The sequence below is a fragment of the Pseudomonas typographi genome, assembly GCF_014694385.1.
Lineage (GTDB): Bacteria > Pseudomonadota > Gammaproteobacteria > Pseudomonadales > Pseudomonadaceae > Aquipseudomonas > Aquipseudomonas typographi.
This window is the reverse complement of record NZ_JAAOCA010000005.1, coordinates 1-25,977: the sequence shown is the minus strand read 5'-3', so window position 1 is coordinate 25,977 and position 25,977 is coordinate 1. Positions and strand designations below refer to the sequence as shown.

29 protein-coding genes are annotated in these 25,977 nt (G+C 61.5%); 21 read left to right on the top strand and 8 right to left on the bottom strand.

Going from position 1 to position 25,977, the window contains the following annotated elements:
• Positions 1-20 precede the first annotated feature (20 nt).
• The 3 genes from eno (at position 21) to ispD (ending at position 2,418) form a co-directional block, all read left to right on the top strand.
• Entirely contained in the window at positions 21-1,310 is a 1,290-nt protein-coding gene (gene eno, locus HAQ05_RS04835; RefSeq protein ID WP_190417975.1) for a phosphopyruvate hydratase, read from the top strand.
• Positions 1,311-1,444: 134 nt separating this feature from the next.
• Positions 1,445-1,723, top strand: coding sequence for a septum formation initiator family protein (locus tag HAQ05_RS04830; protein WP_190417967.1), 279 nt, complete (start codon positions 1,445-1,447; stop codon positions 1,721-1,723).
• Positions 1,720-2,418 carry a 2-C-methyl-D-erythritol 4-phosphate cytidylyltransferase gene (gene ispD / locus HAQ05_RS04825; protein WP_190417965.1) on the top strand — a complete coding sequence of 233 codons (699 nt, stop codon included), beginning with the start codon at positions 1,720-1,722 and terminating at the stop codon, positions 2,416-2,418. Before HAQ05_RS04830 ends, ispD begins: the two co-directional genes overlap by 4 nt.
• Before the next feature lie 80 nt (positions 2,419-2,498).
• On the opposite strand, the gene HAQ05_RS04820 is transcribed toward ispD, so the two are convergent.
• Positions 2,499-3,425, bottom strand: coding sequence for a LysR family transcriptional regulator (locus tag HAQ05_RS04820; RefSeq protein ID WP_190417963.1), 927 nt, complete (start codon positions 3,423-3,425; stop codon positions 2,499-2,501).
• 106 nt (positions 3,426-3,531) lie between these two features.
• Between HAQ05_RS04820 and HAQ05_RS04815 the strand changes: the two genes are divergently transcribed.
• The 8 genes from HAQ05_RS04815 to rpoS all read left to right on the top strand — a co-directional run bounded on the left by HAQ05_RS04815 (position 3,532) and on the right by rpoS (position 10,764).
• Positions 3,532-4,644 carry an S-(hydroxymethyl)glutathione dehydrogenase/class III alcohol dehydrogenase gene (locus tag HAQ05_RS04815; protein WP_190417961.1) on the top strand — a complete coding sequence of 371 codons (1,113 nt, stop codon included), beginning with the start codon at positions 3,532-3,534 and terminating at the stop codon, positions 4,642-4,644.
• A 98-nt stretch (positions 4,645-4,742) separates the two neighbouring features.
• Positions 4,743-5,585, top strand: coding sequence for an S-formylglutathione hydrolase (fghA, locus tag HAQ05_RS04810; RefSeq protein ID WP_190417959.1), 843 nt, complete (start codon positions 4,743-4,745; stop codon positions 5,583-5,585).
• A 60-nt stretch (positions 5,586-5,645) separates the two neighbouring features.
• Positions 5,646-6,119 (top strand): 2-C-methyl-D-erythritol 2,4-cyclodiphosphate synthase, encoded by a 474-nt coding sequence (gene ispF, locus HAQ05_RS04805; RefSeq protein WP_190417957.1) that lies wholly within the window; start codon positions 5,646-5,648, stop codon positions 6,117-6,119.
• The gene (gene truD, locus HAQ05_RS04800; RefSeq protein WP_190418302.1) at positions 6,119-7,177 is read left to right on the top strand and encodes a tRNA pseudouridine(13) synthase TruD; all 1,059 of its coding nucleotides are present in this window, start codon (positions 6,119-6,121) and stop codon (positions 7,175-7,177) included. Before ispF ends, truD begins: the two co-directional genes overlap by 1 nt.
• A complete protein-coding gene (gene surE, locus HAQ05_RS04795; RefSeq protein ID WP_190417955.1) occupies positions 7,165-7,914 on the top strand; it encodes a 5'/3'-nucleotidase SurE in 750 nt (249 codons plus the stop codon). The genes truD and surE overlap by 13 nt, the downstream gene beginning before the upstream one ends.
• A 38-nt stretch (positions 7,915-7,952) precedes the next feature.
• Positions 7,953-8,591: a protein-L-isoaspartate(D-aspartate) O-methyltransferase gene (locus HAQ05_RS04790; protein ID WP_190417953.1), complete on the top strand. Its 639-nt coding sequence runs from the start codon at positions 7,953-7,955 to the stop codon at positions 8,589-8,591.
• Between the two features lie 162 nt (positions 8,592-8,753).
• A complete protein-coding gene (locus tag HAQ05_RS04785; protein WP_190417951.1) occupies positions 8,754-9,656 on the top strand; it encodes a peptidoglycan DD-metalloendopeptidase family protein in 903 nt (300 codons plus the stop codon).
• A 106-nt stretch (positions 9,657-9,762) separates the two neighbouring features.
• Entirely contained in the window at positions 9,763-10,764 is a 1,002-nt protein-coding gene (rpoS, locus tag HAQ05_RS04780; protein WP_190417949.1) for an RNA polymerase sigma factor RpoS, read from the top strand.
• A gap of 384 nt (positions 10,765-11,148) precedes the next feature.
• Here the strand turns inward: rpoS and fdxA are convergent, their stop codons facing one another.
• Together fdxA and mutS are read right to left on the bottom strand one after the other, a co-directional pair.
• Positions 11,149-11,472 carry a ferredoxin FdxA gene (fdxA, locus tag HAQ05_RS04775; RefSeq protein ID WP_190417947.1) on the bottom strand — a complete coding sequence of 108 codons (324 nt, stop codon included), beginning with the start codon at positions 11,470-11,472 and terminating at the stop codon, positions 11,149-11,151.
• 137 nt (positions 11,473-11,609) lie between these two features.
• Positions 11,610-14,177 carry a DNA mismatch repair protein MutS gene (mutS, locus tag HAQ05_RS04770; RefSeq protein ID WP_190417945.1) on the bottom strand — a complete coding sequence of 856 codons (2,568 nt, stop codon included), beginning with the start codon at positions 14,175-14,177 and terminating at the stop codon, positions 11,610-11,612.
• A gap of 201 nt (positions 14,178-14,378) precedes the next feature.
• On the opposite strand from mutS, the gene HAQ05_RS04765 reads away from it, so the two are divergent.
• The 4 genes from HAQ05_RS04765 (at position 14,379) to recX (ending at position 16,952) form a co-directional block, all read left to right on the top strand.
• A complete protein-coding gene (locus HAQ05_RS04765; RefSeq protein WP_190417943.1) occupies positions 14,379-14,717 on the top strand; it encodes a hypothetical protein in 339 nt (112 codons plus the stop codon).
• Positions 14,718-14,825: 108 nt separating this feature from the next.
• Entirely contained in the window at positions 14,826-15,326 is a 501-nt protein-coding gene (locus HAQ05_RS04760; RefSeq protein WP_190417941.1) for a CinA family protein, read from the top strand.
• Between the two features lie 85 nt (positions 15,327-15,411).
• Entirely contained in the window at positions 15,412-16,482 is a 1,071-nt protein-coding gene (recA, locus tag HAQ05_RS04755; protein WP_190417940.1) for a recombinase RecA, read from the top strand.
• 5 nt (positions 16,483-16,487) lie between these two features.
• Positions 16,488-16,952, top strand: coding sequence for a recombination regulator RecX (gene recX / locus HAQ05_RS04750; protein WP_190417938.1), 465 nt, complete (start codon positions 16,488-16,490; stop codon positions 16,950-16,952).
• A 43-nt stretch (positions 16,953-16,995) separates the two neighbouring features.
• On the opposite strand, the gene HAQ05_RS04745 is transcribed toward recX, so the two are convergent.
• A complete protein-coding gene (locus tag HAQ05_RS04745; RefSeq protein ID WP_190417936.1) occupies positions 16,996-17,403 on the bottom strand; it encodes a quorum-sensing-regulated virulence factor family protein in 408 nt (135 codons plus the stop codon).
• Positions 17,404-17,554: 151 nt separating this feature from the next.
• A complete protein-coding gene (locus HAQ05_RS04740; RefSeq protein WP_190417934.1) occupies positions 17,555-18,439 on the bottom strand; it encodes a DMT family transporter in 885 nt (294 codons plus the stop codon).
• Between the two features lie 114 nt (positions 18,440-18,553).
• Between HAQ05_RS04740 and erdR the strand changes: the two genes are divergently transcribed.
• Both erdR and HAQ05_RS04730 read left to right on the top strand, forming a co-directional pair.
• Positions 18,554-19,204: a response regulator transcription factor ErdR gene (erdR, locus tag HAQ05_RS04735; protein ID WP_190417932.1), complete on the top strand. Its 651-nt coding sequence runs from the start codon at positions 18,554-18,556 to the stop codon at positions 19,202-19,204.
• A 75-nt stretch (positions 19,205-19,279) separates the two neighbouring features.
• Positions 19,280-19,642 carry a diacylglycerol kinase gene (locus tag HAQ05_RS04730; protein WP_190417930.1) on the top strand — a complete coding sequence of 121 codons (363 nt, stop codon included), beginning with the start codon at positions 19,280-19,282 and terminating at the stop codon, positions 19,640-19,642.
• Positions 19,643-19,756: 114 nt separating this feature from the next.
• Here HAQ05_RS04730 and HAQ05_RS04725 read toward each other — a convergent pair whose 3' ends face one another.
• Positions 19,757-20,683: a LysR family transcriptional regulator gene (locus HAQ05_RS04725; protein ID WP_190417928.1), complete on the bottom strand. Its 927-nt coding sequence runs from the start codon at positions 20,681-20,683 to the stop codon at positions 19,757-19,759.
• Positions 20,684-20,803: 120 nt separating this feature from the next.
• Here HAQ05_RS04725 and fpr point away from each other — a divergent pair, with 120 nt between their 5' ends.
• A complete protein-coding gene (fpr, locus tag HAQ05_RS04720; RefSeq protein ID WP_190417926.1) occupies positions 20,804-21,583 on the top strand; it encodes a ferredoxin-NADP reductase in 780 nt (259 codons plus the stop codon).
• 145 nt (positions 21,584-21,728) lie between these two features.
• Positions 21,729-21,992 (top strand): hypothetical protein, encoded by a 264-nt coding sequence (locus HAQ05_RS04715; protein WP_338050120.1) that lies wholly within the window; start codon positions 21,729-21,731, stop codon positions 21,990-21,992.
• Positions 21,993-22,005: 13 nt separating this feature from the next.
• On the opposite strand, the gene HAQ05_RS04710 is transcribed toward HAQ05_RS04715, so the two are convergent.
• Positions 22,006-22,950, bottom strand: a complete 945-nt coding sequence (locus tag HAQ05_RS04710; RefSeq protein ID WP_238935157.1) for an AraC family transcriptional regulator — start codon at positions 22,948-22,950, stop codon at positions 22,006-22,008.
• A gap of 157 nt (positions 22,951-23,107) precedes the next feature.
• Here HAQ05_RS04710 and HAQ05_RS04705 point away from each other — a divergent pair, with 157 nt between their 5' ends.
• The gene (locus HAQ05_RS04705) at positions 23,108-23,902 is read left to right on the top strand and encodes an SDR family NAD(P)-dependent oxidoreductase (RefSeq protein ID WP_190417923.1); all 795 of its coding nucleotides are present in this window, start codon (positions 23,108-23,110) and stop codon (positions 23,900-23,902) included.
• 25 nt (positions 23,903-23,927) lie between these two features.
• Entirely contained in the window at positions 23,928-24,635 is a 708-nt protein-coding gene (locus HAQ05_RS04700) for an SDR family oxidoreductase (protein WP_190417921.1), read from the top strand.
• Positions 24,636-24,842: 207 nt separating this feature from the next.
• Here the strand turns inward: HAQ05_RS04700 and HAQ05_RS04695 are convergent.
• On the bottom strand, positions 24,843-25,977 hold a 1,135-nt coding region (locus tag HAQ05_RS04695; RefSeq protein ID WP_202988039.1), incomplete at its 5' end, for an MFS transporter.

Genomic DNA, 25,977 nt, shown 5'->3' with positions numbered 1-25,977 from the left:
ATATTGGAGTGTTTACAACAATGGCAAAAATCGTCGACATCAAAGGTCGTGAGGTTCTCGACTCCCGTGGCAATCCGACCGTGGAAGCCGACGTGCTTCTGGACAACGGCATCATCGGCAGCGCCTGCGCTCCCTCCGGTGCCTCCACCGGTTCTCGCGAAGCGCTGGAACTGCGTGATGGCGACAAGCGCCGTTACTCGGGCAAAGGCGTGCTCAAGGCCGTGGGTAATATCAATGGCCCGATCCGCACCGCGCTGCTGGGCAAGGACCCGGCCGACCAGCAGGCGCTGGATCGCATCATGATTGCGCTCGATGGCACCGAGAACAAAGCCTCGCTGGGCGCCAACGCTATCCTGGCGGTTTCGCTCGCCGCCGCCAAGGCCGCTGCGCAGGACCAAGACCTGCCGCTGTATGCGCACATCGCCAACCTCAACGGCACCCCGGGCCAATATTCAATGCCGGTGCCGATGATGAACATCATCAACGGTGGCGAGCACGCCGATAACAACGTCGACATCCAGGAATTCATGGTGCAGCCGGTCGGTGCCAAGACCTTCGCTGAGGCTTTGCGCATGGGCGCGGAGATTTTCCACGAGCTCAAGGCCGTGCTCAAGGCCAAGGGCCTGAACACCGCGGTGGGCGATGAAGGCGGCTTTGCCCCGAACCTGAAGTCTAACGCCGAGGCATTGTCGGCCATCGCCGAAGCCGTGGCCAAGGCCGGGTATACCCTTGGCACCGATGTAACCCTCGCCCTGGACTGCGCCTCCAGTGAGTTTTACAAGGATGGCCTATACGACCTAGCCGGCGAAGGTAAGCAGTTCGACGCCGCGGGTTTTGCCGACTACCTGGCCGAGCTGACCCAGAAGTTCCCGATCATCTCCATCGAAGATGGCATGGACGAATCGGATTGGGCGGGCTGGAAGGCCCTGACCGACAAGATTGGCGAGCGGGTGCAGTTGGTCGGCGATGACCTGTTCGTGACCAACACCAAGATTCTCAAGGAAGGCATCGACAAGAAAATCGCCAATTCCATTCTGATCAAGTTCAACCAAATCGGCACCCTGACCGAAACGCTCGAAGCCATCCAGATGGCCAAGGCGGCCGGTTACACCGCGGTGATTTCGCACCGGTCGGGCGAAACCGAAGACTCCACCATCGCCGACCTCGCCGTGGGCACCGCGGCCGGCCAGATCAAAACAGGTTCGTTGTGCCGTTCCGATCGGGTGGCCAAGTACAACCAACTGTTGCGTATCGAGGAACAATTGGCGGGCAAGGCGTTGTACCGTGGTCGGGAAGAGTTTCGCAGCTGACCCGAAGATGGTAAAAAGGCGCTACGGTGGCTGAGCATGTTGCCCCGTTGGCGCCCATGACCCATGCATGGAGCCTGGCCCGCGCCGGGCTTTATGCTTTCAGGCGGTCGGTTGTCTTTACACTGGATATTTCGATGCGCAGTCACTATTGGTTGTTTGTAGTCTTGATCGCCGTGTTGGCCGGCTTGCAACACCGCTTGTGGATGGGCTCAGGCAGCCTTAAGCAAGCGGCGGAGCTTAAGCAGCAAATCGCCGACCAGCATCAGGAAAACGAACAGATGCTCGAGCGCAACCGAGTGCTGGACGCCGAAGTCGTCGAACTGAAAAAAGGCATGGAAACCGTCGAAGAGCGCGCCCGCCACGAGTTGGGCATGGTCAAGGGCGGCGAAACCCTCTACCAGATCACCCAATGATGCCGCTCCCCGCATTCTGGGCAGTGATTCCCGCTGCCGGCGTCGGTGCGCGCATGGCCGCGGACCGCCCTAAACAATACATGCTACTGGCTGGCCGTACGCTGTTGGAACACACCCTGGCCTGCTTTCTTGATCACCCCAACCTTAAGGGGGCGGTCGTCAGCCTGGCGGCCGATGACCCCTACTGGCCCACCCTGGCCTGCGCCGCTGACCCACGCATCAGCCGCGCACCCGGTGGCCGCGAACGAGCCGATTCGGTGCTCAATGCACTGGTGCAACTCAGCGCTCAAGGCGCTGCCGAAGACGACTGGGTGCTGGTGCACGATGCGGCACGGCCTAACTTGGCGCGCAGTGACCTCGATGAGTTGTTGGCCACACTGGCGGGCGACCCGGTCGGCGGGCTGCTGGCGGTGCCCGCCCACGATACGCTCAAGCGCGCCGACACCCAGGGGCGGGTGGCGCAGACCATCGACCGCAGCGTGATATGGCACGCCTACACGCCGCAAATGTTTCGCCTTGGGCCACTGCAACGGGCCATCGCCGATGCGCTGGTGGCCCGCGTTGCAGTGACCGACGAGGCGTCGGCGATGGAGTGGGCAGGCTTGGCACCGCGGCTGGTGCAAGGGCGCGCCGACAATATCAAAATCACCCGCCCGGAAGACCTTGAGTGGTTGCGCCTGCGCTGGCGGCGGTAGCCGGGTGTCGCACCGGCGGTGCCTGTTGCTGCTAGGCCCCTTTGCCGCACTCGTCGCGGCGCCTTTTCATATCGCAACATTCACACCTCAATGCCTGTGCGAACTTCCGAGGCACCTTGGTACTCGGGCCGGTGCGCCAAGCCTTCGCGTAGGTGGTCGACCAGCCCGCGCACCTTCGGCGAGAGGTGCCGTTGTTGCGGGTACAATGCCCACACGGCGGTATTGGGCGGTTGGTGCGCTTCGAGCAGCGATACCAACGCCCCGCTGCGCAAGTGTCCGAGCACGTAATAATCAGGTAGTTGGCACAGCCCCATGCCCTTGAGTGCCGCGTCGAGTACCGCCTGGCCGCTGTTGCAGCGCCAGTTGCCCTGTACCCGTTGGGTGAACTCCCGGCCCTGCGCGCACAGCGGCCACTGATCGGAGCTACCGACCAGGCAGTTGTGCCGTGCCAGTTCCGACAGGCTATGGGGCCGGCCATAGTGGCTCAGGTAGCTGGGCGAGGCGCATAGGTACATCCGCCGCGGCGCCAGGCGCGCCGCTACCAGCCGTGAGTCGCTTAGCCGGCCCAGGCGAATCGCCAAGTCCAGGCCTTCCTGCACGATATCCAACGTGCGGTTGCTCAGTTCCACCTCCAAGCGCAATTGCGGGTAGCGTGCCATGAAGTCGTTCAACAGCGGCACGATGAAGCGTTCGCCATAGGCTACTGCGCAGGTCAGGCGCAGTAAGCCCTTCGGCTCGCTGTTGAGGTCTTGGATGGCGCGCAACGCTTCTTCGCGGCCGTCTTGCAGGCGCTGGCAGTGCTGCAAAAAAGCATGCCCGGCTTGTGTCAGTGCGACACGGCGGGTGCTGCGGTAAAGCAGGCGGGTTTGCAGGCGCTCTTCGAGTTGTGCCACTTGGCGGCTCACGTGCGAAGCCGATACGCCCAGGCGGTTGGCGGCGGCGGTGAACTGGCCGCACTCGGCGACCGCGACGAATTCGTCGATCCCGTCCCAGCGATGCGTCGGCATGATTGTCCCTGCCTTGCAATAATGTTTTCTGATTCGCCCGATTATTCATTAAACCGCGATGAATTACACTGAAACACTTAAACACCTATGAAGTGGAGCCCCATTGATGATCAAGTCCCGTGCCGCGGTGGCGTTCGAGGCCAAGAAACCCCTGGAAATCGTTGAAATCGATGTCGCCATGCCAAAAGCGGGCGAAGTGCTGTTGCGGGTAGTGGCCAGTGGTGTTTGCCACACCGACGCTTACACGCTGTCGGGTGCCGACCCTGAAGGCATCTTCCCGTCGATTCTCGGTCACGAAGGTGGCGCGGTGGTCGAGGCGGTGGGTGAAGGGGTCACATCGGTAGCAGTGGGCGACCATGTGATCCCGCTTTATACCCCCGAATGTCGCCAGTGCAAGTTCTGCCTGTCTGGCAAGACCAACCTGTGCCAGGCTATCCGTGCCACCCAGGGCAAGGGCTTGATGCCCGACGGCACTAGCCGGTTTTCCTACCAGGGCCAGAGCCTGTTCCACTACATGGGTACCTCGACCTTTTCCGAGTACACCGTGCTTCCAGAAATTTCCGTGGCCAAGATCCCCAAGCAAGCGCCGCTGGAGAAAGTCTGCCTGCTCGGCTGTGGCGTGACCACCGGCATCGGCGCGGTGCTGAACACGGCCAAGGTCAAGCCGGGCGATACCGTGGCCATCTTCGGCCTGGGCGGTATCGGCCTTTCGGCGATCATAGGTGCGGTCAAGGCCAAGGCCAGCCGCATCATCGCCGTGGACATCAACCCGAGCAAATTCGAAATCGCCCGGCAACTGGGGGCTACCGACTGTGTCAACCCCAAGGACCACGACCGGCCGATCCAAGAGGTGATCGTCGAGCTGACCGATGGCGGCGTCGATTTTTCCTTCGAGTGCGTGGGCAATACCCAACTGATGCGCGCCGCATTGGAGTGCTGCCACAAGGGCTGGGGTGAGTCGGTGATCATTGGCGTGGCCGGTGCCGGCCAGGAAATTTCCACCCGCCCATTCCAGCTGGTAACAGGCCGCGTATGGCGCGGCTCGGCATTCGGTGGCGTGCGAGGCCGCACTGAGTTGCCGAGTTACGTAGACATGGCCGACAAGGGGGAAATCCCGCTTGACACGTTCATCACCCATACCATGCCGCTGGAAGACATCAACAAGGCGTTCGACCTGATGCATGAAGGCAAGAGCATCCGTAGCGTCATTCACTTCTAAACCTTCTACGGAAAATGGAGGGTCGTTGGGCCGGCCTTGAAGGCTCGCCCACCGGCCGTGTCGGTTTCTCGTATGAACCTCAGCCAATAGGGGCCCCCATGAGCCTGGAAAACCTTTCGTGCCAAAAAAGTTTCGGCGGCTGGCACAAGCGCTACAAGCACCGCTCGGCCGTGCTCGATTGCGAGATGGTGTTCGCCGTGTACCTGCCGCCGCAGGCTGAGCAGGGCGGCACGCTGCCGGTGCTGTATTGGCTGTCGGGGCTGACCTGCACGGATGAAAACTTCATGCAAAAAGCCGGCGCGCAGCGCCTGGCCGCTGAGTTGGGGCTGATCATCGTGGCCCCCGACACCAGCCCGCGTGGCCCCCAGGTACCGGCCGACCCGGACGGTGCCTGGGACTTTGGCCTGGGGGCGGGGTTTTACCTTAACGCCACCCAGGCGCCCTGGGCGCAGCACTACCGCATGCACGACTACGTGGTGCATGAACTGCCGCAATTGATCGAGGCGCATTTTCCCGCCTCGCAAGCCCGCAGTATTAGCGGCCACTCTATGGGTGGCCATGGCGCGCTGGTGTGCGCGCTGCGCAACCCGGGGCGCTATCGCGCGGTGTCGGCGTTTTCGCCCATCAGCCACCCAATGGATTGCCCCTGGGGCGAAAAAGCGTTTTCCCGCTACCTGGGCGAGGAGCGTGCCAAATGGCGCGAATGGGATGCCACGGTGCTGCTCGAAACCGCCGGCGAGCGGTTGCCGCTGTTGATCGACCAAGGCGACCGCGATGACTTCCTGGAAACACAGCTCAAGCCCGAGGCGCTGGCCCAGGCCGCGAAGGCTGCAGGCCACCCGATCACGCTGCGGTTGCAACCCGGCTACGACCATAGCTATTACTTCATCGCCAGTTTTATCGATGACCATTTGCGCCATCATGCCCAAGCGCTGAAGTAAGCGATCCTGGCCAAGCTAAGGTAGAATCCACGCCCTGACTCGATCGGGGCGTTTTTCTTTATGCGTATTGGTCACGGCTACGATGTGCACCGCTTCTGCGATGGCGACTTCATCACCCTGGGTGGGGTGCGTGTCGCCCATACCCAGGGGCTTTTGGCCCATTCCGACGGTGACGTGCTGCTGCATGCATTAAGCGATGCGTTGCTCGGCGCCGCGGCACTGGGTGATATCGGCCGGCATTTTCCGGACACCGACCCGCGTTTCAAAGGTGCCGACAGCCGCATGCTGCTGCGTCACGTGCTGGGCCTGGTGGGTGAGAAAGGCTGGAAAGTCGGCAACGTAGACGCCACCATCGTGGCCCAGGCGCCGAAAATGGCGCCGCACATAGAGGCGATGCGCCAGGTGATCGCCGCGGACCTGCACGTGGCGCTCGACCAAGTCAACGTCAAGGCTACCACCACTGAAAAGCTTGGCTTCACTGGCCGTGAAGAGGGCATCGCGGCGCACGCCGTGGCGCTGTTGCAACCGGCATGATCAGCGAAGCCGAATTGCTCGGCCCGCGAGCCTATGGCCCCGCCTTGGGCGTGGCCCAGCTCAAGGTCACTGCCGAAGATTTCCAGGTCGACGAAGTGCTCGACATTCCGCTTGAAGGCGAGGGCGAGCACCTGTGGTTGTGGGTAGAAAAACGCAACCTCAATACCGAAGAAGCGGCCCGCCGCCTGGCGCGCGCCGCGGGTGTGCCGCTGCGCCTGGTCAGCTACGCCGGGCTCAAAGATCGCCAAGCGCTGACCCGCCAGTGGTTCAGTCTGCACTTGCCTGGCAAACAAGACCCAGACCTTGCCCGCGCCGAAGACGACGCCTTGGCCATCCTCCAAGTGCGCCGCCACCGGCGCAAACTACAACGTGGTGCGCACTCGGCCAATGGCTTCAGGTTGCGTTTGGCGAATGTGCAGGCTGCCCCGGAGCAGGTCGAAGCGCGCTTGCAGCTGTTGCGTGGGCGCGGTGTGCCCAACTACTTCGGCTTGCAGCGTTTTGGCCATGGGGGCGGTAACGTGGAGCAGGCGCTGCATTATGCGCGAGGGGCCAGCTTGCCCGAGCAGCGCAACCTGCGCTCTCGGCTGCTGTCGGCGGCCCGCAGCCAACTGTTCAACCGTGTACTGGCCGAGCGCGTTCAGCGGGGGGACTGGGACCAGGCGCAGCCTGGCGACCTGCTGGCATTCACCGACAGCAACAGTTTTTTTCCCGCAGGGCCCGCCGAATGCGAAGACCCGCGCCTGGCCATACTCGACCTGCACCCTACCGGTCCGCTCTGGGGGCAGGGGCCGAGCCCTGCCCAGGCCGGTACCGCGCAGCTTGAGCAGCGCGTGGCTGATAGCAGCCCCGAGTTACGCGATTGGTTGGCGCTGGCGCAACTGTCGCACGAACGTCGCATTCTTCGACTGCCCATTGGGCGAATGTCGTGGCATTATCCCGGGCCTGACATTCTGCAACTGGAATTCGTCCTGCCGCCCGGATGCTTCGCCACTGTCGTGGTGCGTGAGCTTTTCGATCTGGGCGCGGTAGGGCAGGCGGACAGCTCATGCGTATTCTGATTTCCAACGACGACGGGGTCACCGCCCCAGGCATCGCCGCGCTACACAATGCGCTGGCGGAGGTTGCCCAATGTACGGTGATCGCGCCCGACCAGGACAGGAGCGGCTGTGGCAGCGCCCTGACCATCGACCGGCCGCTGCACCCCAATGTGCTGGAAAACGGCTTCATCAGCGTCAATGGAACCCCTACCGACTGCATTCACCTGGGTATCAACGGGTTGCTGCCAGACGTACCGGATGTGGTCGTCTCGGGTATCAACCTGGGGGCTAACCTCGGCGACGACGTGATTTACTCCGGCACGGTTGCCGCAGCGCTCGAAGGGCGCTTTCTCGGCGGCGTGTCCTATGCCTTTTCGCTGGCGTCGCGCCAGCCCGAGCACTTGGCCACGGCGGCGTGGTTCGCGCGGCTGATGCTTGCGGCGCATGGGCGGTTGGGCTTGGCGCCACGTACCGTGCTCAACGTTAATGTGCCCGGCCTGCCGCTGGCGCAGATCAAGGGCATTCGCCTGACCCGCCTGGGCCACCGGGCGCGCGCGGCGGCCCCAAAGCTGGTGGTCGACCCGCGGGGCAAACCGGGTTACTGGATAGCCGCCGCCGGCGACGCCGAAGATGGCGGCAGCGGTACCGATTTCCACGCGGTGATGCAAGGTTACGTGTCGGTGACACCGCTGCAACTGGATCGCACGTTCCACCCGGCATTCGACACGCTGGGCGGTTGGCTGGAGGCCTTGCATTGATGCATGGGCAAGATGACTTGACGCACCGCGGAATCGGCATGACCTCCCAGCGCACCCGTGAACGGCTGATCCAGCGCCTGTACGAAGAGGGCATCGCTGACAACCGCGTGTTGGACGTGATCCGCCGTACCCCGCGGCACCTGTTCGTCGACGAAGCCTTGGCCCACCGCGCCTATGAAAACACCGCCCTGCCGATCGGCAACAACCAGACCATCTCCCAACCTTACATGGTGGCGCGCATGAGCGAGCTGCTGCTGGCGGCGGGGCCATTGGACAAGGTATTGGAAATCGGCACCGGTTCCGGCTACCAAACGGCTGTGCTGTCACAACTGGTGGAACGGGTGTTTTCCGTGGAGCGGATCAAGCTGTTGCAAGATCGCGCCAAGGAGCGGCTGCAAGGGCTCAACTTGCGTAACGTAGTGTTCCGTTGGGGTGATGGCTGGGAAGGGTGGCAGGCGCTGGCACCCTATAACGGCATCATCGTTACCGCGGTGGCCGCCGATGTGCCGCAAGCCTTGCTCGATCAGTTGGCCCCGGGCGGGCGCATGGTGATCCCGGTCGGTGCCGGTGAAGTCCAGCAATTGGTGTTGATCGTGCGCGAGGATGATGGCAGCTTCAACCGCCATACCTTGGGCTCTGTGCGCTTCGTGCCCTTGCTCAATGGTCCCCTGGCTTGAACCGCGCCGGAATTAACCTGGGGCTCGCCGGTCAGAGGAATTGCGTGATGTTCATCACGCAGGTTTTTGTTTGTGAAGATATTTCGGAGCTCTGGCGATTGGGCGGCGCTGCTCGGTTATAATGCCGGTACATTTCTTCGACACCTTGATAGGGAGTGGTGGGTGAGCTCGACAACCCTTCGGCAGCCAGCACATGCGTTTGCGTTCAAGCTTCTGGCGGCCGCAGTGGTGCTCTCCACCTTCCTGGCGGGCTGTTCCAGTTCGCCGGGCAACGGTGTGCGAGTCGTCGATCGCAGCGCGTCGCGGAGCAACCCCAACCCGCAGGTCACCACCGGCCAGTACCGGGTCAAGCCTGGCGATACACTGTATTCCATCGCGTTCCGCTATGGCTGGGACTACAAAGCGTTGGCCGCTCGTAACAATATCGATGCCTCATATACCATCCACCCTGGGCAGGTGTTGCGCTTTGACAGCGCTTCCTCTGCCCGGGCGCCGGTAGTGGCCGCCACCGCACCGGCCACGGTGGTCAACCAAACCAGCGCTACGCCATCTTCTTCGTTCAAGACCACGGTTATTCGCAAACCGCTAACGGGTGCTCCGACGAACGGCACACAGCCGGCGCCACCCGCCGCTGCCAACCCTTCGGTCGCTAGTGTGCCAGCTCCGGTGCCGGTGCCTGCGGGTGAACGTAACGCCGCTGGGTGGACATGGCCGGCCAACGGCACGCTCATCGGCAAATTTGCTTCAAACGGTAGTTTGAATAAAGGCATTGATATCGCCGGAAATTTGGGACAGCCTGTTTTTGCTGCGTCTGATGGATCAGTCGTCTACGCCGGAAGCGGCTTGAGGGGCTACGGCGAACTGGTGATCATCAAGCACAGCGACACCTACGTGAGCGCCTACGGTCATAACCGCAGGCTGTTGGTTCAGGAGGGGCAGCAGGTCAAGGCTGGGCAAACAATTGCCGAAATGGGCTCTACCGGTACGGATCGCGTCAAGCTTCACTTCGAGATCCGGCGCCAGGGGAAACCTGTGGACCCTCTGCAGTTCTTGCCTCAACGTTGACTGCTTGGGTGCCCCTGTTGGCACGTAGCTGGGACAGGCATTTGCAACGCCTACGGATGAATGGCAGCGCAAAGCTTGAGGTCGAACTCAGCAAGGGATTACAACAATGGCCCTCAACAAAGAAGCGCCGGAGTTTGACATCGACGATGAAGTTCTCGTGATGGAGAACGATATCGATCTGGATTCGATGTCGGAGGAAGAACCTATCGGCTCTGCCCGAGGCAAGGCCCGGCAGGCGACATCGCTTAAACAGCACAAATACATCGACTACAGCCGCGCGCTCGATGCCACGCAGCTGTACCTTAACGAAATCGGTTTTTCCCCCCTGCTGTCGCCAGAACAAGAGGTGCATTTTGCGCGCCTCTCGCAAAAGGGCGACCCCGTTGGCCGCAAGCGCATGATCGAAAGCAACTTGCGCTTGGTGGTCAAGATTGCGCGGCGGTACGTCAACCGTGGCTTGTCACTGCTCGACCTGATCGAAGAAGGCAACCTCGGATTGATCCGCGCCGTTGAAAAGTTTGACCCTGAGCGGGGCTTTCGTTTCTCCACCTACGCAACGTGGTGGATCCGCCAGACCATCGAACGGGCAATCATGAACCAAACCCGAACGATCCGTCTGCCTATTCATGTGGTCAAGGAGCTCAACGTATACCTGCGCGCAGCCCGTGAGCTCACGCAGAAGCTCGACCATGAACCGTCGGCCGAGGAGATCGCCAGCCTGTTGGAAAAACCCGTGGGTGAGGTCAAGCGCATGCTTGGGTTGAACGAGCGGGTGTCTTCGGTCGATGTGTCACTGGGTCCGGATTCGGACAAAACCCTGCTCGATACGCTTACCGACGACCGCCCCACAGACCCTTGCGAGTTGCTACAGGACGACGACCTGTCGCACAGCATCGATCAATGGCTATCGGAATTGACCGACAAACAGCGCGAAGTGGTGGTTCGCCGCTTTGGCTTGCGGGGGCATGAGAGTAGCACGTTGGAAGACGTGGGCTTCGAAATCGGCCTAACCCGTGAACGCGTGCGGCAGATCCAAGTAGAAGGCTTGAAGCGCTTGCGGGAGATACTCGAAAAGAACGGGCTCTCGAGCGATGCGTTGTTCCAGTAGGGCGTTCTGTTCACCCACGCCGTCGTGAGAACTTCCGAGGCACCACACTAAAACGCCGCCTGCTCGTTTGGAGCACGCGGCGTTTTAGTTTGGCGCCATAGCTGGCTATTGTTTCAGTTGTGCGTTCGCTACGAAGGTGGCGGTGTCTTTTTTTGCAAGACTTAATCACTTGTCCGCACCTGCATAGCCAGTATTATCCAAGGCGTGCCCATGGAGGGGCACGGCCTCACGGACGAGCGCCTAGGTACTGCAGGAAGCGGCCTGGCCACGGATGGCGGTGTCACGTAAATGGTAAAGGGGGAGGGGCATGTACCCACCCCCTTTATTTATCGGCAATTCAAGCCTAGCAGCCCCGCAGGTGTCACGCGGCGGCGCTGGCGCCAGTCAGCGCTCCAAGTCCTTGATTTTGCCCTTGACGCCATCGTTTTCTTCGGCGTCTGGCAAGGGGGGCTTGCGCTCGGTAATGTTTGGCCAAATCTCTGCAAGCTCAGCGTTAAGCGCGATGAATTCCTGCATATCTTCCGGCACTTCATCCTCCGAGAAAATGGCTTGCGCAGGGCACTCGGGTTCACAGAGAGCGCAGTCGATGCATTCGTCCGGGTGAATGGCCAGGAAGTTCGGGCCTTCGTAGAAGCAATCCACCGGGCACACTTCTACGCAGTCGGTGTACTTGCACTTGATGCAGTTGTCGGTGACGACGAAGGTCATTTCTAATTCTCTCCTCAGGCGGCAAACGCGAGCCCGAATTGCAGGGCGCGCTGGGTCTGGTGGTCGGCCCCAAGGCAGGCTAAATACCTGGGGCACGCCAGACCGCGCGGGATTCTAGCAGTTTGCAGGCCAACCGGTTAGATTTTCGCTTTCCACTGGTAGAGCATTTCGATCGCCTGGCGGGGCGACAAACTGTCTATGTCAAGATGTGACAGCTCATCGATCACTGGGTGCGGCAAACTGGCGAACAGGTCGCTCTGGTGCGGTATCGGCGCTTTTCCGGCGGCTTGCTTGGGCGCCTCGCGCGGTAGGCTTGAGGTTTCCAGCCGTGCCAAGTGCTCGCGGGCACGGGTAATCACCCCGCCGGGTACCCCGGCCAACTGCGCCACGGCCAAACCGTAACTTTGGCTGGCCGGCCCTGGCAACACGTGGTGCAAGAACACGATCCGATCATTATGTTCGGTCGCATTAAGATGCACGTTGGCCACCACCGGCTCGCTGTCTGGTAGCACGGTAAGCTCGAAATAATGGGTGGCAAACAGGGTGAAGGCGCGCAATTGCGCCAGCCGTTCGGCGGCGGCCCACGCCAGCGACAGGCCATCGAAGGTGCTGGTGCCGCGGCCCACCTCGTCCATCAACACCAAGCTGTGTTCGCTGGCATTATGCAGAATATTGGCGGTTTCACTCATTTCTACCATGAAGGTAGAGCGCCCACCGGCTAAGTCGTCACTCGAACCGATGCGGGTAAAAATGCGGTCGACCCGCGACAGCTCGCAGGCGGCCGCCGGCACATAGCTGCCTATGTGCGCCAGTAGCACGATCAGCGCAGTTTGGCGCATGTAGGTCGATTTACCGCCCATGTTCGGGCCGGTGATCACGAGCATGCGCGTGTCGTTGTCCAAGGCCAAGTCATTGGCCACGAACGGGGTCGTCAATACTTGCTCAACCACCGGGTGGCGGCCCTGGTCGATATGGATGCACGGCGTATCGACGAAGGCCGGGCAGTTGAGGTCCAGGTTCAATGCGCGCTCGGCCAGGTTGCTCAGTACATCGAGTTCAGCCAATGCCGCGGCGGTGTCTTGCAGCGGTGCCAAGTGGCCGATCAGGGTTTCCAGCAGCGCTTCGTAGAGCATTTTCTCCCGCGCCAGGGCGCGGGTTTTCGCTGACAGCGCTTTATCTTCGAAGGCTTTCAGCTCGGGTGTGATGAAGCGTTCGGCACCCTTCAAGGTCTGCCGGCGAATGTAGTCAGCCGGGGCGCTTTCGGCCTGCTTGGTCGGCAGCTCTATGTAGTAGCCATGCACGCGGTTGTAGCCCACCTTCAAGTTGGCCAGCCCCGTGCGGGCTTTTTCGCGCGCCTCCAGGTCGATCAGGAACTGCCCGGCGTTTTCGCTCAGGGCCAACAGTTCGTCGAGTTCTGCGTCATAGCCGGCCTTGAGCACGCCGCCGTCGCGAATCACTGCCGGCGGGTTGTCGATGATCGCTTTGTGAAGCAATTGCGCCAGTTCCGGATAGGTGCCGGCGATGGTCGCTAATTGCGCCAGGTGCGGTGCCTGAAGGTCCGCCATCTGGTTTTGTAGCTCGGGCAGCGCCGCGAGTGCATCGCGCAGTCGCGCCAAGTCGCGCGGCCGGGCGTTGCGCAAGCCGATACGCGCCAGGATGCGCTCGATGTCGCCGATGTGCTTGAGCTGTGGCTGCAGGCTCTCGAACCGATAGCCGTCGAGCAAACAGCCGATCGAGCTTTGGCGTGCCTGTAGCACCTTTAAGTCGCGCAGCGGGCGGTTCAGCCAGCGGCTGAGCAGGCGGCTACCCATGGCGGTTTGGCTGCGGTCCAGCACCGACTGCAGGGTGTTGTCACGCCCGCCGGCCAGGTTCACGTCCAGCTCGAGGTTGCGCCGGGTGGCGCCGTCGAGTACAACGGTGTCATCGAGCCGTTCATGGCGCAAGCTGCGCAAGTGGGGCAGGGCGGTTCGCTGGGTTTCCTTGGCGTAGGCCAGCAGGCACCCCGCCGCGCCGATGGCGAGCGTCAGTTGCTCGCAGCCGAACCCTTTCAGGTCTTGGGTACCAAACTGCTGGCACAGGCTTTTGCGCGCCGTATCGCGGTCGAAATCCCAGGGCGCGCGGCGCCGTGAACCCCGGCGCTTCTCGGCCGGCAGGCCTTGCGGCCAATCGTCGGGAATCAACAGTTCTACTGGGTTGATGCGCTCCAGCTCTGCCAACAGGCTTTCCCAGCCTTTTATTTCTTGCACGGCGAAATGGCCACTGGTGATATCCAGCACTGCCAGGCCGAACAACCGCTCATCCCCCAGCAAGGCCGCCAGCAGGTTGTCGCGGCGCTCGTCGAGCAGGGCTTCGTCGCTGATCGTGCCGGGGGTGATAATCCGCACCACCTGGCGCTCCACCGGGCCTTTGCTGGTGGCCGGGTCGCCGATCTGTTCACAGATCACTACCGACTCGCCGAGCTTGACCAACTTGGCCAGGTAGGTTTCTACCGAGTGAAACGGAATGCCGCACATCGGTATCGACTGCCCGGCTGATTGGCCTCTGGCGGTGAGGGTGATGTCCAGCAGCTTGGCTGCCTTTTTCGCGTCCTCATAAAAAATTTCGTAGAAATCGCCCATGCGATAGAACATCAGTTGCTCTGGATGTTGCTGCTTGAGCCTCCAGTACTGCTGCATCATCGGTGTATGGTTGGAAAGATCGGACATTCAAGGACTTAGCCGGTGGCGTCTTTTTGACAATGAACACTTATCCAATACTACAGGGATTTTTTTGGCATTGCTGGGGCGCGGCAATATCGGTTTTACGCAATCGCCGCTCACCGTCGGAGCGGCGCGGCCGCCGGGGTTCTGTGGGTTGTTGCCCATATCTTGGTGCCGGCCAGCGACTTGGCGCGCAGGTGGTGCTCAGTGGCGCTTTCTACCGAAACTTTTTCACAATCGACGCGCAAGGCGCTGTTCATTGCCTTGTCGCTGGTCGGCTTGCCCTTGCCTCAGGCCGGGCCTCTAGGGGGCATGATCAGCCTGGCGTCGGTTTGCTGCGGCAAAGCCATGCCAGGTGCCTGTTCGTTTTGCACGGCCCATGGGGCTTTAATGCAGGGGAGGTGGTTAGCCCTGTTCGGTGAGGATCACCAGCAGTTCCTCGACGACTTTGCGGCTTCGCTCAGGCAGTGCCCACAATCGCATGATCTCCGAGTGAGTGTATTTTCTGTGAGCTGTATTTCAATTGGCTACGACTTGAGCCGGTAGGTACGGCAATTCAGTCATCGCCTGTTGCGCATTGGCCATGGACAAAAGCGGTGGCAGGGCCGAAAGTCGTTGCCGTCGTTTCTTTGCCAAGCCTCGGGGGCCTATACCATGCAAGCGCTCACTGATCTCGCTTCGCGCCTGGGCGAACACCTGCTGGCCGGCAAGGCCAGCGTGACCACTGCCGAGTCCTGCACCGGCGGCGGCATCGCCGAGGCCATTACCCGGATAGCCGGTAGCTCGGCCTGGTTCGAAGCCGGTTACGTCACCTACTCCAACCGGCAAAAAACGGCCCAACTTGGCGTTCACCCGGCGCTGTTCGACAGCGTTGGGGCGGTCAGCCGGGAGGTGGTCGTGGCAATGGCGCAGGGCGCCCTGGCCGGTTCCGCGGCGACGTTCGGCGTCGCCGTCAGTGGGATCGCCGGGCCCGGTGGTGGCTCGGCAGACAAACCCGTGGGCACGGTTTGGCTGGCCTGGGCTTCGGCGCGGGGTGCCTGGGCCGAGCGGCGCCAGTTCGACGGCGACCGCCAGGCCGTTCGCCAGCAAACCGTGTTGGCGGCGCTCGAAGGGCTGTTGCGACTGGCGGTGGGAGAAAATCCCTGCCAGGGGTAGGCGAGGCGAACGGACTGTGTATAATACTGGCTACTTATACAGTTAATTGGGGCCGCGCCCCACCATCGAATTCGTGAGGGGTCTAATGGACGACAACAAAAAGCGTGCCTTGGCTGCGGCTCTGGGTCAAATTGAACGTCAGTTCGGTAAAGGCGCGGTCATGCGCATGGGCGACCATGAGCGCCAGGCTATTCCTGCCATCTCCACCGGCTCCCTGGGTCTGGACATCGCCCTGGGCATTGGCGGCCTGCCACGGGGGCGGATCGTCGAGATCTATGGCCCGGAATCGTCCGGTAAAACCACGCTTACCCTGTCGGTCATCGCCCAGGCGCAAAAGCTCGGCGCCACCTGCGCGTTCGTCGATGCCGAGCATGCCCTGGACCCCGAATACGCCGGCAAGCTGGGGGTGAATGTCGACGACTTGCTGGTGTCCCAGCCGGACACCGGTGAACAAGCGCTGGAAATCACCGACATGCTGGTGCGTTCCAATGCGGTTGACGTGATCATCGTCGACTCCGTGGCCGCATTGGTGCCCAAGGCGGAAATCGAAGGCGAAATGGGCGACATGCACGTGGGCTTGCAGGCCCGCCTGATGTCCCAGGCGTTGCGCAAGATCACCGGTAACATCAAGAACGCCAACTGCCTGGTTATCTTCATCAACCAGATCCGCATGAAGATCGGCGTCATGTTCGGCAGTCCGGAAACCACCACAGGTGGTAACGCGCTGAAGTTCTATGCCTCGGTGCGCCTCGATATCCGCCGCACCGGCTCGGTGAAGGAAGGCGACGACGTGATCGGCAGCGAAACCCGGGTGAAGGTTGTGAAGAACAAGGTGTCGCCGCCGTTCCGCCAGGCGGAGTTCCAGATTCTCTATGGCAAGGGCATTTACCTCAACGGTGAAATCATTGACCTGGGTGTTGCCAATGGCCTGATCGACAAGGCTGGCGCCTGGTACGCCTACCAAGGCAACAAAATCGGCCAAGGTAAGGCAAATGCCGCCAAATACCTGGAAGACAACCCGGAAGTGAAAGCCACCATCGAGAAACAAATTCGCGAGAAGTTGCTGAACACCAGCACCCCAGCCGACAAGGCCGATAAAAAAGCGGTGGCGGCTGAGAAGGAAGGCGACCTGGCCGGCGCCGAGAATGACTTCTAAGCCCCATGGCGACGCTTGATACGCCCGTCGCGGTACGGCGGGCTGCGATGGACTTGCTCGCGCGGCGCGAACATGGCCGCGTAGAGCTCGAACGCAAGTTGCGCAAGCGCGGTGCCAGTGATGTGTTGATCGAGGCCGCGCTGGACGGCTTGGCCCAAGACGGTTTGCTCAGCGAAGCCCGTTACCTTGAGGCGTTTATAAATACCCGCGCCCGTGCTGGGTACGGGCCTGCGCGCATACGCGAAGCGTTATCGCAGCGTGGCTTGCCGCGCGGGGATGTAGAACAGGCACTGCGTGAAAGCGCGTTCGACTGGGCCACCCAACTGCACGCTACGTGGGCGCGAAAGTTTGGTGGCCTACGGCCCGCCGACGCCAAGGAACGGGCCAAGCAACTGCGTTTTCTCGTTTACCGCGGGTACTCGCCCGAATTAGCTTCACGCTTGCTTAACGGGCGGCTGTTTGACGATTGAGCCCGGCCTGCGCCGCGCCGCACGTTATTGTCCACCCGAAACCCTACTTCATGCCGCAGTCTTGTGCGGTGTAGCGGTGTGTCGCTACCGGTTTCTTGGTTTTGTATTCGGTGAAGTCATAGCGCATGATCGCGCCTTGGGCCATGAGTTTACGAAAACCCTCGTCGCGGCACACGCTGGCACCCAGTTGTAGGTAAACCGTTTGTGGGTTGGCCCGCATTTTCTCGGCGTGGCCGGGCTGTACGGCCAAGTGGTCGATCAGCTCTTTGCCTTGCACGGTAAAGCCCTGGTCGAGGATGTCTTCATTGATGGCCCTCGGGGTGCCTACGCTGCTGTCCTTAGCCACCTTTTGAAGCATCTGGGTGAGGTTGTAATCCTGGGCAGACGCCGCATGGGCGGCCAGGGGGGCGGCAAACAGGCAGGCAAGGATCGGAACGGTAAAGCGCAGCATCAAACTCTCCTGTGGCACGGCGAAAAGGCAGGCCGTTGGACCGGCCCAGCACCTGGGCGTTCAAATGCAACCAGCCTATACCCTTGGTGATGCTGGGGCCAGCGAGGCCGTGCAGCCCCAGCGCGCTGTCCATAATACCGGCGCTGAGCTGTCAGGCCAAACGCGGCTGGCGGTTGGGCCATAGCTGCGCCAGCAACATGCCCGCCAGCATCAGCGCACAGCCCAGGTAACCCCGCCCGCTCAGGCTTTCGCCCAGGAACAACGCGCCGGCTATGGCGGCGAATACGGCCTCCAGCGAAAAAATCACCGCGGCGTGGGAGGCTTGGGCACCTTTTTGGCTGATGACCTGCAGCGTATAGCCCAGCCCCACCGAGACGACGCCGCCGTAAAGCAGGGCAGGGCCGGCCGCCACGATGGCTGCCCAGTGGATGGGTTCGAACGCAAGCGCGAGCCCCAGGCTTAGCACTGCGCAGCACGCAAATTGAACGAAGGCCAAGCGCAGCGCATCGTAGCGGTTAGCGAAAATGGCCACCAGCAGCACCTGCCCAGCCCAGGCGAAGGCGCCCAACAGTTGCAACCAGTCACCACTGGCCACCTGGATGCCGGCCGTGACACTTAGCAAGTACATGCCCAGCACGGCCAGCAGCGCGCCGGCCCACGTACCGGCATGGGTGGCATGCCCGAGCAACAGGCCGATCAGCGGCACGATGATCACATACAACCCGGTGATGAACCCTGCGTGGGTAACGCTGGTAAACAGCAGCCCCACTTGCTGCAGGTTGATGCCCAGTGCCAACGCCAGGCCCATTGCACAGCCGCCCACCAGCACACCGCGGTGGTTGCCCCGTTGCCCGGCCATCTGGCCGGGGCGCAGTATCAGTGGAACAAGGCACATTGCGCCCAAGGCAAAGCGCAGCCCGGAAAACAAAAACGGGCCGATATGCGCCATGGCAGCGCTTTGTGCCACGAAGGCCGAGCCCCAGATCGTCGCGGTCAACAACATTAGAGCATCGGAGCGCAGCGTCGAGCGTCGCATGGCAGTGGCGGTTCCATTCCTAATCAGGGGGCCACACTGTGCCCGAGTCGTTCGGCCTTGACCACCCCGGCCAGCGTCGGCATGCTTGGCGCGCCCTACACCAGAATCCAGCCAATGGCCACTTACGACATTCTTATCGCCGATGATCACCCGCTGTTTCGCAGCGCCTTACGCCAAGCACTGACGCTGGGGCTGGGTACCGATGTACGGCTGGTCGAAGCGGCGAGCATTGCCGAGCTTGAAACTTGGCTGGGGGAAAAAAACGACTGGGACTTGGTATTGCTCGACCTGAACATGCCCGGCGCCTATGGTTTCTCCGGCCTGGTGCTGTTGCGCGGGCAATACCCACAGATCCCGGTGGTGATGGTGTCTGCCCAAGATGATGCGAGCGTAGTGGTGCGCGCACGAGAGTTCGGCGCCAGTGGTTTCATTCCCAAGGCCAGCACCCTCGAGGTGATCCAAGCCGCCGTGCGCCACGTGCTGGATGGCGAAGAGTGGTGGCCGCCCCAGGCCTTCGAGGCGGTGGCGCTGTCGGCCGAAGCGCGTGCCGCCAGCGAGGGCTTGGCCAGCCTCACACCGCAGCAGTTTCGGGTGTTGACGATGGTGTGCGAGGGGTTGCTGAACAAGCAGATCGCTTTCGAGCTGAGCGTGTCGGAAGCTACGGTAAAGGCGCACGTCACGGCGATTTTCCGCAAGTTGGGGGTTCGCACCCGCACCCAGGCCGCGCTGTTGCTGCAGCAAATGGAGTCGGTGCCTTTGGCCTGATCGGGGTTTTCACTGTTTTTTGACGTGCGCCTGGCTATTGTGCCGGCGCTTTTGTGGACGCTAGGGCGCACTTGTATGTCTCCTTATAAGGGCCGAACCGGCCTTAAACGTATTTTCAATGCTGCCGGCTATTCCTTCGACGGGCTGCGCGCGGCCTTTATCGGCGAGGCGGCGTTTCGCCAGTTGGTTTGGCTGAACATCGTGCTGGTGCCGCTGGCTTTTCTATTGCCGGTCACGCGGGTGGAACGTGCCGTATTGATCATGGCTTGCCTGTTGGCGTTGATCGTAGAACTGCTGAACTCGGCCATCGAGGCGGCGATCGACCGTATTTCCCTGGAGCGCCACCCGTTATCGAAGAATGCCAAAGACATGGGCAGCGCCGCTCAGTTCGTGGCACTGGGGCTGATTGGGGCCGTGTGGGCAGTGATATTGGTTTAACCGCGAGCCGTTCGCCCAGGGTGGTGTTCCAGAAGGTGGCATGGCGCGTAATGGCGCCTTGCCCGATAGCAATGTTCACACGCCAATGCTTGGGCGGACGTCTGAAACACCACATTAGGCAATCGACGGCAGTACGATCTCGTCGCTGCGCTGGGCACCGGCGGTGAAGTTACGGCACAGTTCGAGGAATTCACGCATCGCCGAGGTTTGGTACTTGCGCTTGTGCCAGATGAAAAAGAACTGCCTCGCCAAGTCCAGCCCAGGTGTCGCCACCGGTACTAGGCTGCCCCGGCGGAACGCGTCGCGCAGGGCCAGCCGAGAGATGCAGCCAATGCCCAAGCCGGATTCCACCGCCCGCTTGATGGCTTCGGTATGTTCCAGTTCCAGGCGGATGTTCAGGTTGAAACGGTTATGGCGCATGGCCTGATCGAAGGTCAGGCGCGTGCCTGAACCTTGTTCCCGTAGAATCCAGGCTTCTTCGGCCAACGCCTTATGGTCGGCTTCACCTCGCTGCGCCAACCGATGGCCGGGGGCGCAGAATACGACGAGCTCGTCTTCCACCCAGGGCTGCACCTCGATGTCTGGATGGTTGCAGTCCCCCTCGATCAGCCCCAGGTCGATTTCGTACTGGGCTACCTGATGGACGATATTGGCGGTGTTCTGCACATGCAGCTTTACTTGGCTTTCCGGGTGCACTTGCATGTACCTGCCAATGAGCAGCGTGGCCAGGTAGTTGCCGATCGTCAGGGTAGCGCCCACGGCCAGCGAGCCAAAGCCGGATTTGCCGCCCAGCAGGTCTTCGATTTCTTTGGCTTGGTCCAGCAAGGCCACCGCCTGGGGCAGCAATTGGTGGCCCAGCGCATTGAGGCTCAGGCGTTTGCCGGCGCGGTCGAAGAGTTGGCAGCTCGATTGGCGCTCCAGCTCGGCGATCGCGGTACTTGCCGCCGACTGCGACAAAGCCAGTAATGCCGCGGCCTTGGACACGCTTTCGTGCTGGGCGACGGCGACAAACACTTGAAGTTGCCTGAGGGTGAATCGCATATCTATATAACCGATTACCTATATCTTAATAATCCATTTAACAGATATTATCCGCGCCTCTAGAATACCGCGCAATCGCGCCTGCACGCGGCGCAGCCTTTTCTCTGGAGTGTTGGGTCAATGAGCAACTTCAACCACGAACGCGTTCTCAGTGTTCACCACTGGAACGACACCCTGTTCAGCTTCAAGTGCACCCGCGACCCCGGTTTGCGCTTCGAGAATGGTCAGTTCGTGATGATCGGCCTGCAGCAAGCCAGCGGCCGGCCGCTGATGCGTGCCTACTCCATCGCCAGCCCCAACTGGGAAGAGCACCTTGAGTTCTTCAGCATCAAGGTACCCGACGGCCCGCTGACCTCGCAGTTGCAGCATTTGAAAGAAGGCGATGAAGTGCTGATCAGCAAGAAGCCCACCGGCACCTTGGTGCTGGACGACCTGAACCCAGGCAAGCATTTGTACCTGCTCAGCACCGGCACCGGGCTGGCGCCATTCATGAGTGTGATCCAAGACCCGGAAACCTACGAGCGCTTCGAGAAAGTGGTGCTGATTCATGGCGTGCGCTACGTCAACGAGGTGGCCTACGAGCAGTTCATCACCCAGGTACTGCCGCAAAACGAATTCTTTGGCGAAGCGGTGCGGGAAAAGCTCATCTACTACCCCACTGTTACCCGCGAGCCGTTTCGCAATCAAGGGCGGCTGACTGACTTGATGCGCAATGGCAAATTGTTCGATGACATTGGCCTGCCCCCCATCAACCCGCGTGATGACCGCGCAATGATCTGCGGCAGCCCGAGCATGCTCGACGAAACCAGCGAAGTGCTGGACAGCTTCGGCCTGGAGATTTCCCCACGCATGCGTGAGCCGGGTGACTACCTGATCGAGCGTGCTTTCGTCGAAAAATAACTATCCAGCGTGTCGAAGAACACCGCAGGTCTGTGCCTGCGGTTTTTTTATTTCACGATGGCTCCAGCACCGACAGGCCTAACAACCGCTGTTGTTCAACCCAGGGACTTCGCTGTGAGCGCGACGGGCAAACTGGGCAGGCGGTGTGAAGGCTGGGCAGTACGGCATTGAGTCGGTGATCGCACCGAGCTTCGGCGATATCTTCTACTTGAACGCGATGAACAACCGGCTGCTATCGGTGATATCGCACGATGTTCCTCGAAGGCCTTGGCCTGATCGGCGCCTCGCCGCGCACCGATCGGCTATCGAGGGCTTCGTAACGCGTCACTGTGCTGAAGAGTCCTGGACGCGCGATGTTACCCGCCGCATAAAGGCGCGACGTGTACAGGGCCGGCTCAATACCCGATAAGCCGAACTAACCCTTAGCCTGAATCGGGTACGAAGTCGGGCCAGGCCAACTCAGCCTTGACTAGCAGAAGTTCTCTCATGCGCCGAGCCTCCTCCTTGGGTGTATGTCCGAAGAAGCGCTTGAACTCCCGGCTGAATTGAGACGGGCTTTCATAGCCCACCTGATCGGAGGCTTGAATGGCCGATATGCCGCTTCGAATCATCAATAGGCGCGCATGGTGTAGGCGCATCGATTTGAGGTATTGGATCGGTGAGGTTTGCGTCACCGCCTTGAAGTGATTGTGGAAGGACGGAACGCTCATGTTGGCGTCGCTTGCTAGCGCGGCGACCTCGATGTGCTCGCCAAAGCGCGTCTGGATCGTTCGGATGGCGCGCGCGATCTGACCGAAGTGTTCCCGCTGAGCCAGGGCTGCGCGCATCGCCGGCCCCTGCTCGCCGATCAGCATCCGGTAGTGGATTTCGCGCAGCAGGCCGGAGCCGAGAGCGTGGGCCTCGACCGGATGTTCCAAGGCACGCAGTAGGCGCAAGACTGCATCGCCCAGGCCATCATCCATCGGCGTCGAAGCCATGCCGACCGCCTTTGCCGCCGGTGCTGGATGATCCCTTTCTAGCACCAGCAGAAGGTCGGCGAGCATCACCAAGTCCAGTCGTATCGACAAGGCCAGCAACGGCTCGTCCGGCGTGGCCTCGGTTTGGCTAATAAACGGTAATGGTACCGACAGCACCAAATAATGCTGGGCATCGTATAGGTAAGTTCGGTCGCCGAGGAAGGCGCGCTTTCGCCCTTGGCAGACAATCACGATGCAGGCGTCGTAGAGCACGGGCGTGTGCGGCAGCGACGCATCGGCGCGCAACAGGCGCACATCGGCGAGCTCCGTACGGCTGTAGCCGGCACGCGGCGCGAGCCGGAGCAGGCGCGCTACCATCTCAGGGCGTGTCGACCTGGTTAAGTGGGCCATTTCAATGCCTTCCTGAATGAGCACCATTCTATGCGTAGAATGATGCACATCGGCATATATTTATAGGAATAGGCAAGATCAAGAGATTTATCGCCAGCCTGAAAAGGGATGCCGTCTCTACCATGAGCCTTCACCGTAGAACACGTGGAAGACACTCATGGATACTTTCTCCAACACCGCCAACGCGGACACCTTCACAAAGCACATCGGCACCAGCCTGGGGCTGCAAGGCAAAGTTGCCCTGGTCACAGGCGCGGCCGGTGATATCGGCCGCGCGACCGTTATGTTGCTGCGCGCGCATGGCATGTGCGTGGTCGCCGAAGACATCAACCCGGCCGTGCGAGACTTGGCCGAGGCAGGCCGAGTCGTGCCCTGGGAAGGCGACGTGGGCCTTGAGGCGACTGCGCGAAACGCGGTAGCACAGGCGCTGGACGCCTTCGGCCAGCTCGACGTGCTGGTCAACAACGCCGGGCGCACGCTCAACAAGCCCATGCTCAACACCACCGTCGAGGACTGGGACGCGATCATGGCGACCAATGCCCGCGGCAACTTCCTGCATTCGCGCGAGGCGCTGCGGATTATGGTCGAGCGTGGCGAAGGCGCCATCGTCAATGTGGCCTCGGTGGTCAGCGTGGTCGGCATGCCGGACCTAGCGGCCTATGCCGCCTCGAAGGGGGCCATCGCGCAGCTCACCAAGGTGCTGGCTGTTGAATATGGAGGTCGCGGCATTCGCGCCAACGCCGTAGCGCCTGGTGTGGTGGAAACCAATATCCTCAGGGGCATCGTGGAAGACAGCCACGCCACCTTGGCGAGCTACGGCCATCTGCATCCGATCGGCCGTGTGGCACGGCCAGATGAGATTGCGGATGTCATCGCCTATCTCGCCTCGCCACGCGCGAGTTTCATCACCGGCACTGTGCTGATCGCCGACGGTGGGTATACAGCGCTTTGACTTATCACCTGAGGAGCAATGCATCATGGCCAATCCCGATATCTTGATCGTAGCCGCCGAGCGTGGCTTGGGCCTTGGACTCACCAAACAATTCCTCCAGCGCGGCTGGAGCGTGTTTGCCACGGCCTTTCCCGGCTCGGACTTGGCGGGCATGGAAGAAGTGAGACGTATCGCGCCGGGCCGCCTGCAGGTCGGTCATATCGATGTGACTGATCCCGAGCAAATCGAGCCGCTTAAGAAGCGCCTGGGCTCACGCATGTTCGACGTGATCTACCTGAATGCCGGCATTTTTGGCCCGCTGCATCAGTCGGTGGTACAGGCCACTGCGGAAGAGCTGCGGCAAATCATGATGGTCAATGCCTTTGGCCCGATCCGACTAGCCCGGAACCTGCTCGGCCACCTGAAGACGCCAGGCGCGTTGGCCTTCATGTCTTCGCATCGCGGCAGCGTTGCAGCCAACGTCGAAGGTGGCCTGGAGCTGTATAGGGCTAGCAAGGCATCCCTGAACATCCTCGCGCGGGGCATTTACGCCGATATCCGCGAGCAGGGAAACACGGTGCTGACCATCCACCCCGGTTGGGCTGCCACCTCTATGGGTACGCTCGATGGCACAGTGGAGGCCGAGATCGATGTGGACGCCAGCGTGCGCGGCGTGGCCGATGTGGTGGAGCACCATCGCCACAGTGGGGAGCACCTCTACCTGGACTACGAGGATCGGCGTTGGCCATGGTGAGGGATAGGCGCGCCCGACAATATGTGCAGAAAATCATGTGCTGCCACTGATTGGGCCACGGTGGTCAGCAAGGCTGTTACTGACCATCATCTGCGATAGAGAACGCTCCCATGTGGCTCCTTTCCCGAAGCCCCAGCCTTGCAAAGCACTTCGAAGTGTCCCCCCCGGCACGGTGTCGCCATGTGCGTATGAGGTGTATGCCAGGGTTTATTGCGCGGCAGAACCTTGCTGCACCGCGGCCGGGCGCCGCCCGCAGGCTATGGCAGCCGCCGCCAGCAGCAGGGCAGGCACGCTGAATAGCCAAAAGGGCGAGAGCACCGGCAGCAGCACCCCGGCCAACAGCGGCCCCGCACCGGCGCCGATGTCTCGCCATACAGAGCGCGAAGCCAGTGCGTGCACCCGTTCCGGGCCCGGCGTGCGATGCGCCACGATGGGGGCCAACAACGGTAACTGCAGCGCCCGCAGTACCACGATGGCTGCCGCGCAACTCCATAGCCAACCGGCGCCGAACCCTATGAGGGCCACCGAGGTTACCAGCGACAGGCTGACCAACAACCTTTCAGCGCCGAACCGTTCGGCCAGCCTACCGCCCACCGGGCTTAGCAGGATTTCGCCGAGGTACCTTACGGCCAGTATCACCCCAGCGATCATTACCGCCCCACCGGGTAACAGGTCGCTGCCCAGGTACGACAAGCCGATGATGAATAATCCGTCCAGCGTCAGCCCTTCCAGGAACGACCACACATCAAGGCTATTGGGTAGCTTCAGGCCCCGCCGCATGGGTACCGGGTGGCGAAGCGAAGGCAGCCCGCGGGTGACCGTTAGCCCAAGCAGCGCGGGGATGCACAGCACCCAGAAAATAGTACGCGGCCCATAGTGATAAGCCAGCAACGCCGCGAGCGGCAGGGCGATCACCGGCCCCAGGGCGCTGAACGCCCTGGAGCGGCCGGAGCGTTGCGCAGCGCCGACCGCATCGGCCGTCGCCAACGCCTGGGTTGAAAGGTTCAACGCGGCAAACGCCAGCCCCCACAACAACCGCAGCGGCAGCAGGGCCCAAAAACCGGACAGCGTGGCGTAGCCCAACCCGCAAATAGCTGCGGCCACTACCGCCAACGTGCAGGTGGGGCGGTCACCACGCACGGCATAAAAACGCGCTACGAAGCCGTAGCCGGCGATGCGCACCAAGCGATTGGCCGCCAACAACATACCTGCCTCAGCCAGGGTTACGCCAAATTGCTCGGCGTACATTGGCAACAGCAAATACAGTACAGTATCGGCCGGCAGGGCCAGCGCCAAGGCCAGTGCGGCAAGGCGCGAATGGCGGTCTACAGTAGGGGTGGGC

Bases quoted from the DNA above. Each gene is read 5' to 3' on its own strand.
- erdR (WP_190417932.1), top strand. From the start codon at position 18,554: ATGGCCACTTACGACATTCTTATCGCCGATGATCACCCGCTGTTTCGC.
- fdxA (WP_190417947.1), bottom strand. From the start codon at position 11,472: ATGACCTTCGTCGTCACCGACAACTGCATCAAGTGCAAGTACACCGAC.
- rpoS (WP_190417949.1), top strand. From the start codon at position 9,763: ATGGCCCTCAACAAAGAAGCGCCGGAGTTTGACATCGACGATGAAGTT.
- ispF (WP_190417957.1), top strand. From the start codon at position 5,646: ATGCGTATTGGTCACGGCTACGATGTGCACCGCTTCTGCGATGGCGAC.
- HAQ05_RS04730 (WP_190417930.1), top strand. From the start codon at position 19,280: ATGTCTCCTTATAAGGGCCGAACCGGCCTTAAACGTATTTTCAATGCT.
- HAQ05_RS04745 (WP_190417936.1), bottom strand. From the start codon at position 17,403: ATGCTGCGCTTTACCGTTCCGATCCTTGCCTGCCTGTTTGCCGCCCCC.
- eno (WP_190417975.1), top strand. From the start codon at position 21: ATGGCAAAAATCGTCGACATCAAAGGTCGTGAGGTTCTCGACTCCCGT.
- fpr (WP_190417926.1), top strand. From the start codon at position 20,804: ATGAGCAACTTCAACCACGAACGCGTTCTCAGTGTTCACCACTGGAAC.
- HAQ05_RS04815 (WP_190417961.1), top strand. From the start codon at position 3,532: ATGATCAAGTCCCGTGCCGCGGTGGCGTTCGAGGCCAAGAAACCCCTG.
- recA (WP_190417940.1), top strand. From the start codon at position 15,412: ATGGACGACAACAAAAAGCGTGCCTTGGCTGCGGCTCTGGGTCAAATT.
- mutS (WP_190417945.1), bottom strand. From the start codon at position 14,177: ATGTCCGATCTTTCCAACCATACACCGATGATGCAGCAGTACTGGAGG.
- HAQ05_RS04740 (WP_190417934.1), bottom strand. From the start codon at position 18,439: ATGCGACGCTCGACGCTGCGCTCCGATGCTCTAATGTTGTTGACCGCG.
- HAQ05_RS04700 (WP_190417921.1), top strand. From the start codon at position 23,928: ATGGCCAATCCCGATATCTTGATCGTAGCCGCCGAGCGTGGCTTGGGC.
- HAQ05_RS04705 (WP_190417923.1), top strand. From the start codon at position 23,108: ATGGATACTTTCTCCAACACCGCCAACGCGGACACCTTCACAAAGCAC.
- HAQ05_RS04710 (WP_238935157.1), bottom strand. From the start codon at position 22,950: ATGGCCCACTTAACCAGGTCGACACGCCCTGAGATGGTAGCGCGCCTG.
- fghA (WP_190417959.1), top strand. From the start codon at position 4,743: ATGAGCCTGGAAAACCTTTCGTGCCAAAAAAGTTTCGGCGGCTGGCAC.
- HAQ05_RS04725 (WP_190417928.1), bottom strand. From the start codon at position 20,683: ATGCGATTCACCCTCAGGCAACTTCAAGTGTTTGTCGCCGTCGCCCAG.
- surE (WP_190417955.1), top strand. From the start codon at position 7,165: ATGCGTATTCTGATTTCCAACGACGACGGGGTCACCGCCCCAGGCATC.
- HAQ05_RS04790 (WP_190417953.1), top strand. From the start codon at position 7,953: ATGACCTCCCAGCGCACCCGTGAACGGCTGATCCAGCGCCTGTACGAA.
- ispD (WP_190417965.1), top strand. From the start codon at position 1,720: ATGATGCCGCTCCCCGCATTCTGGGCAGTGATTCCCGCTGCCGGCGTC.
- HAQ05_RS04820 (WP_190417963.1), bottom strand. From the start codon at position 3,425: ATGCCGACGCATCGCTGGGACGGGATCGACGAATTCGTCGCGGTCGCC.
- HAQ05_RS04830 (WP_190417967.1), top strand. From the start codon at position 1,445: ATGCGCAGTCACTATTGGTTGTTTGTAGTCTTGATCGCCGTGTTGGCC.
- HAQ05_RS04760 (WP_190417941.1), top strand. From the start codon at position 14,826: ATGCAAGCGCTCACTGATCTCGCTTCGCGCCTGGGCGAACACCTGCTG.
- recX (WP_190417938.1), top strand. From the start codon at position 16,488: ATGGCGACGCTTGATACGCCCGTCGCGGTACGGCGGGCTGCGATGGAC.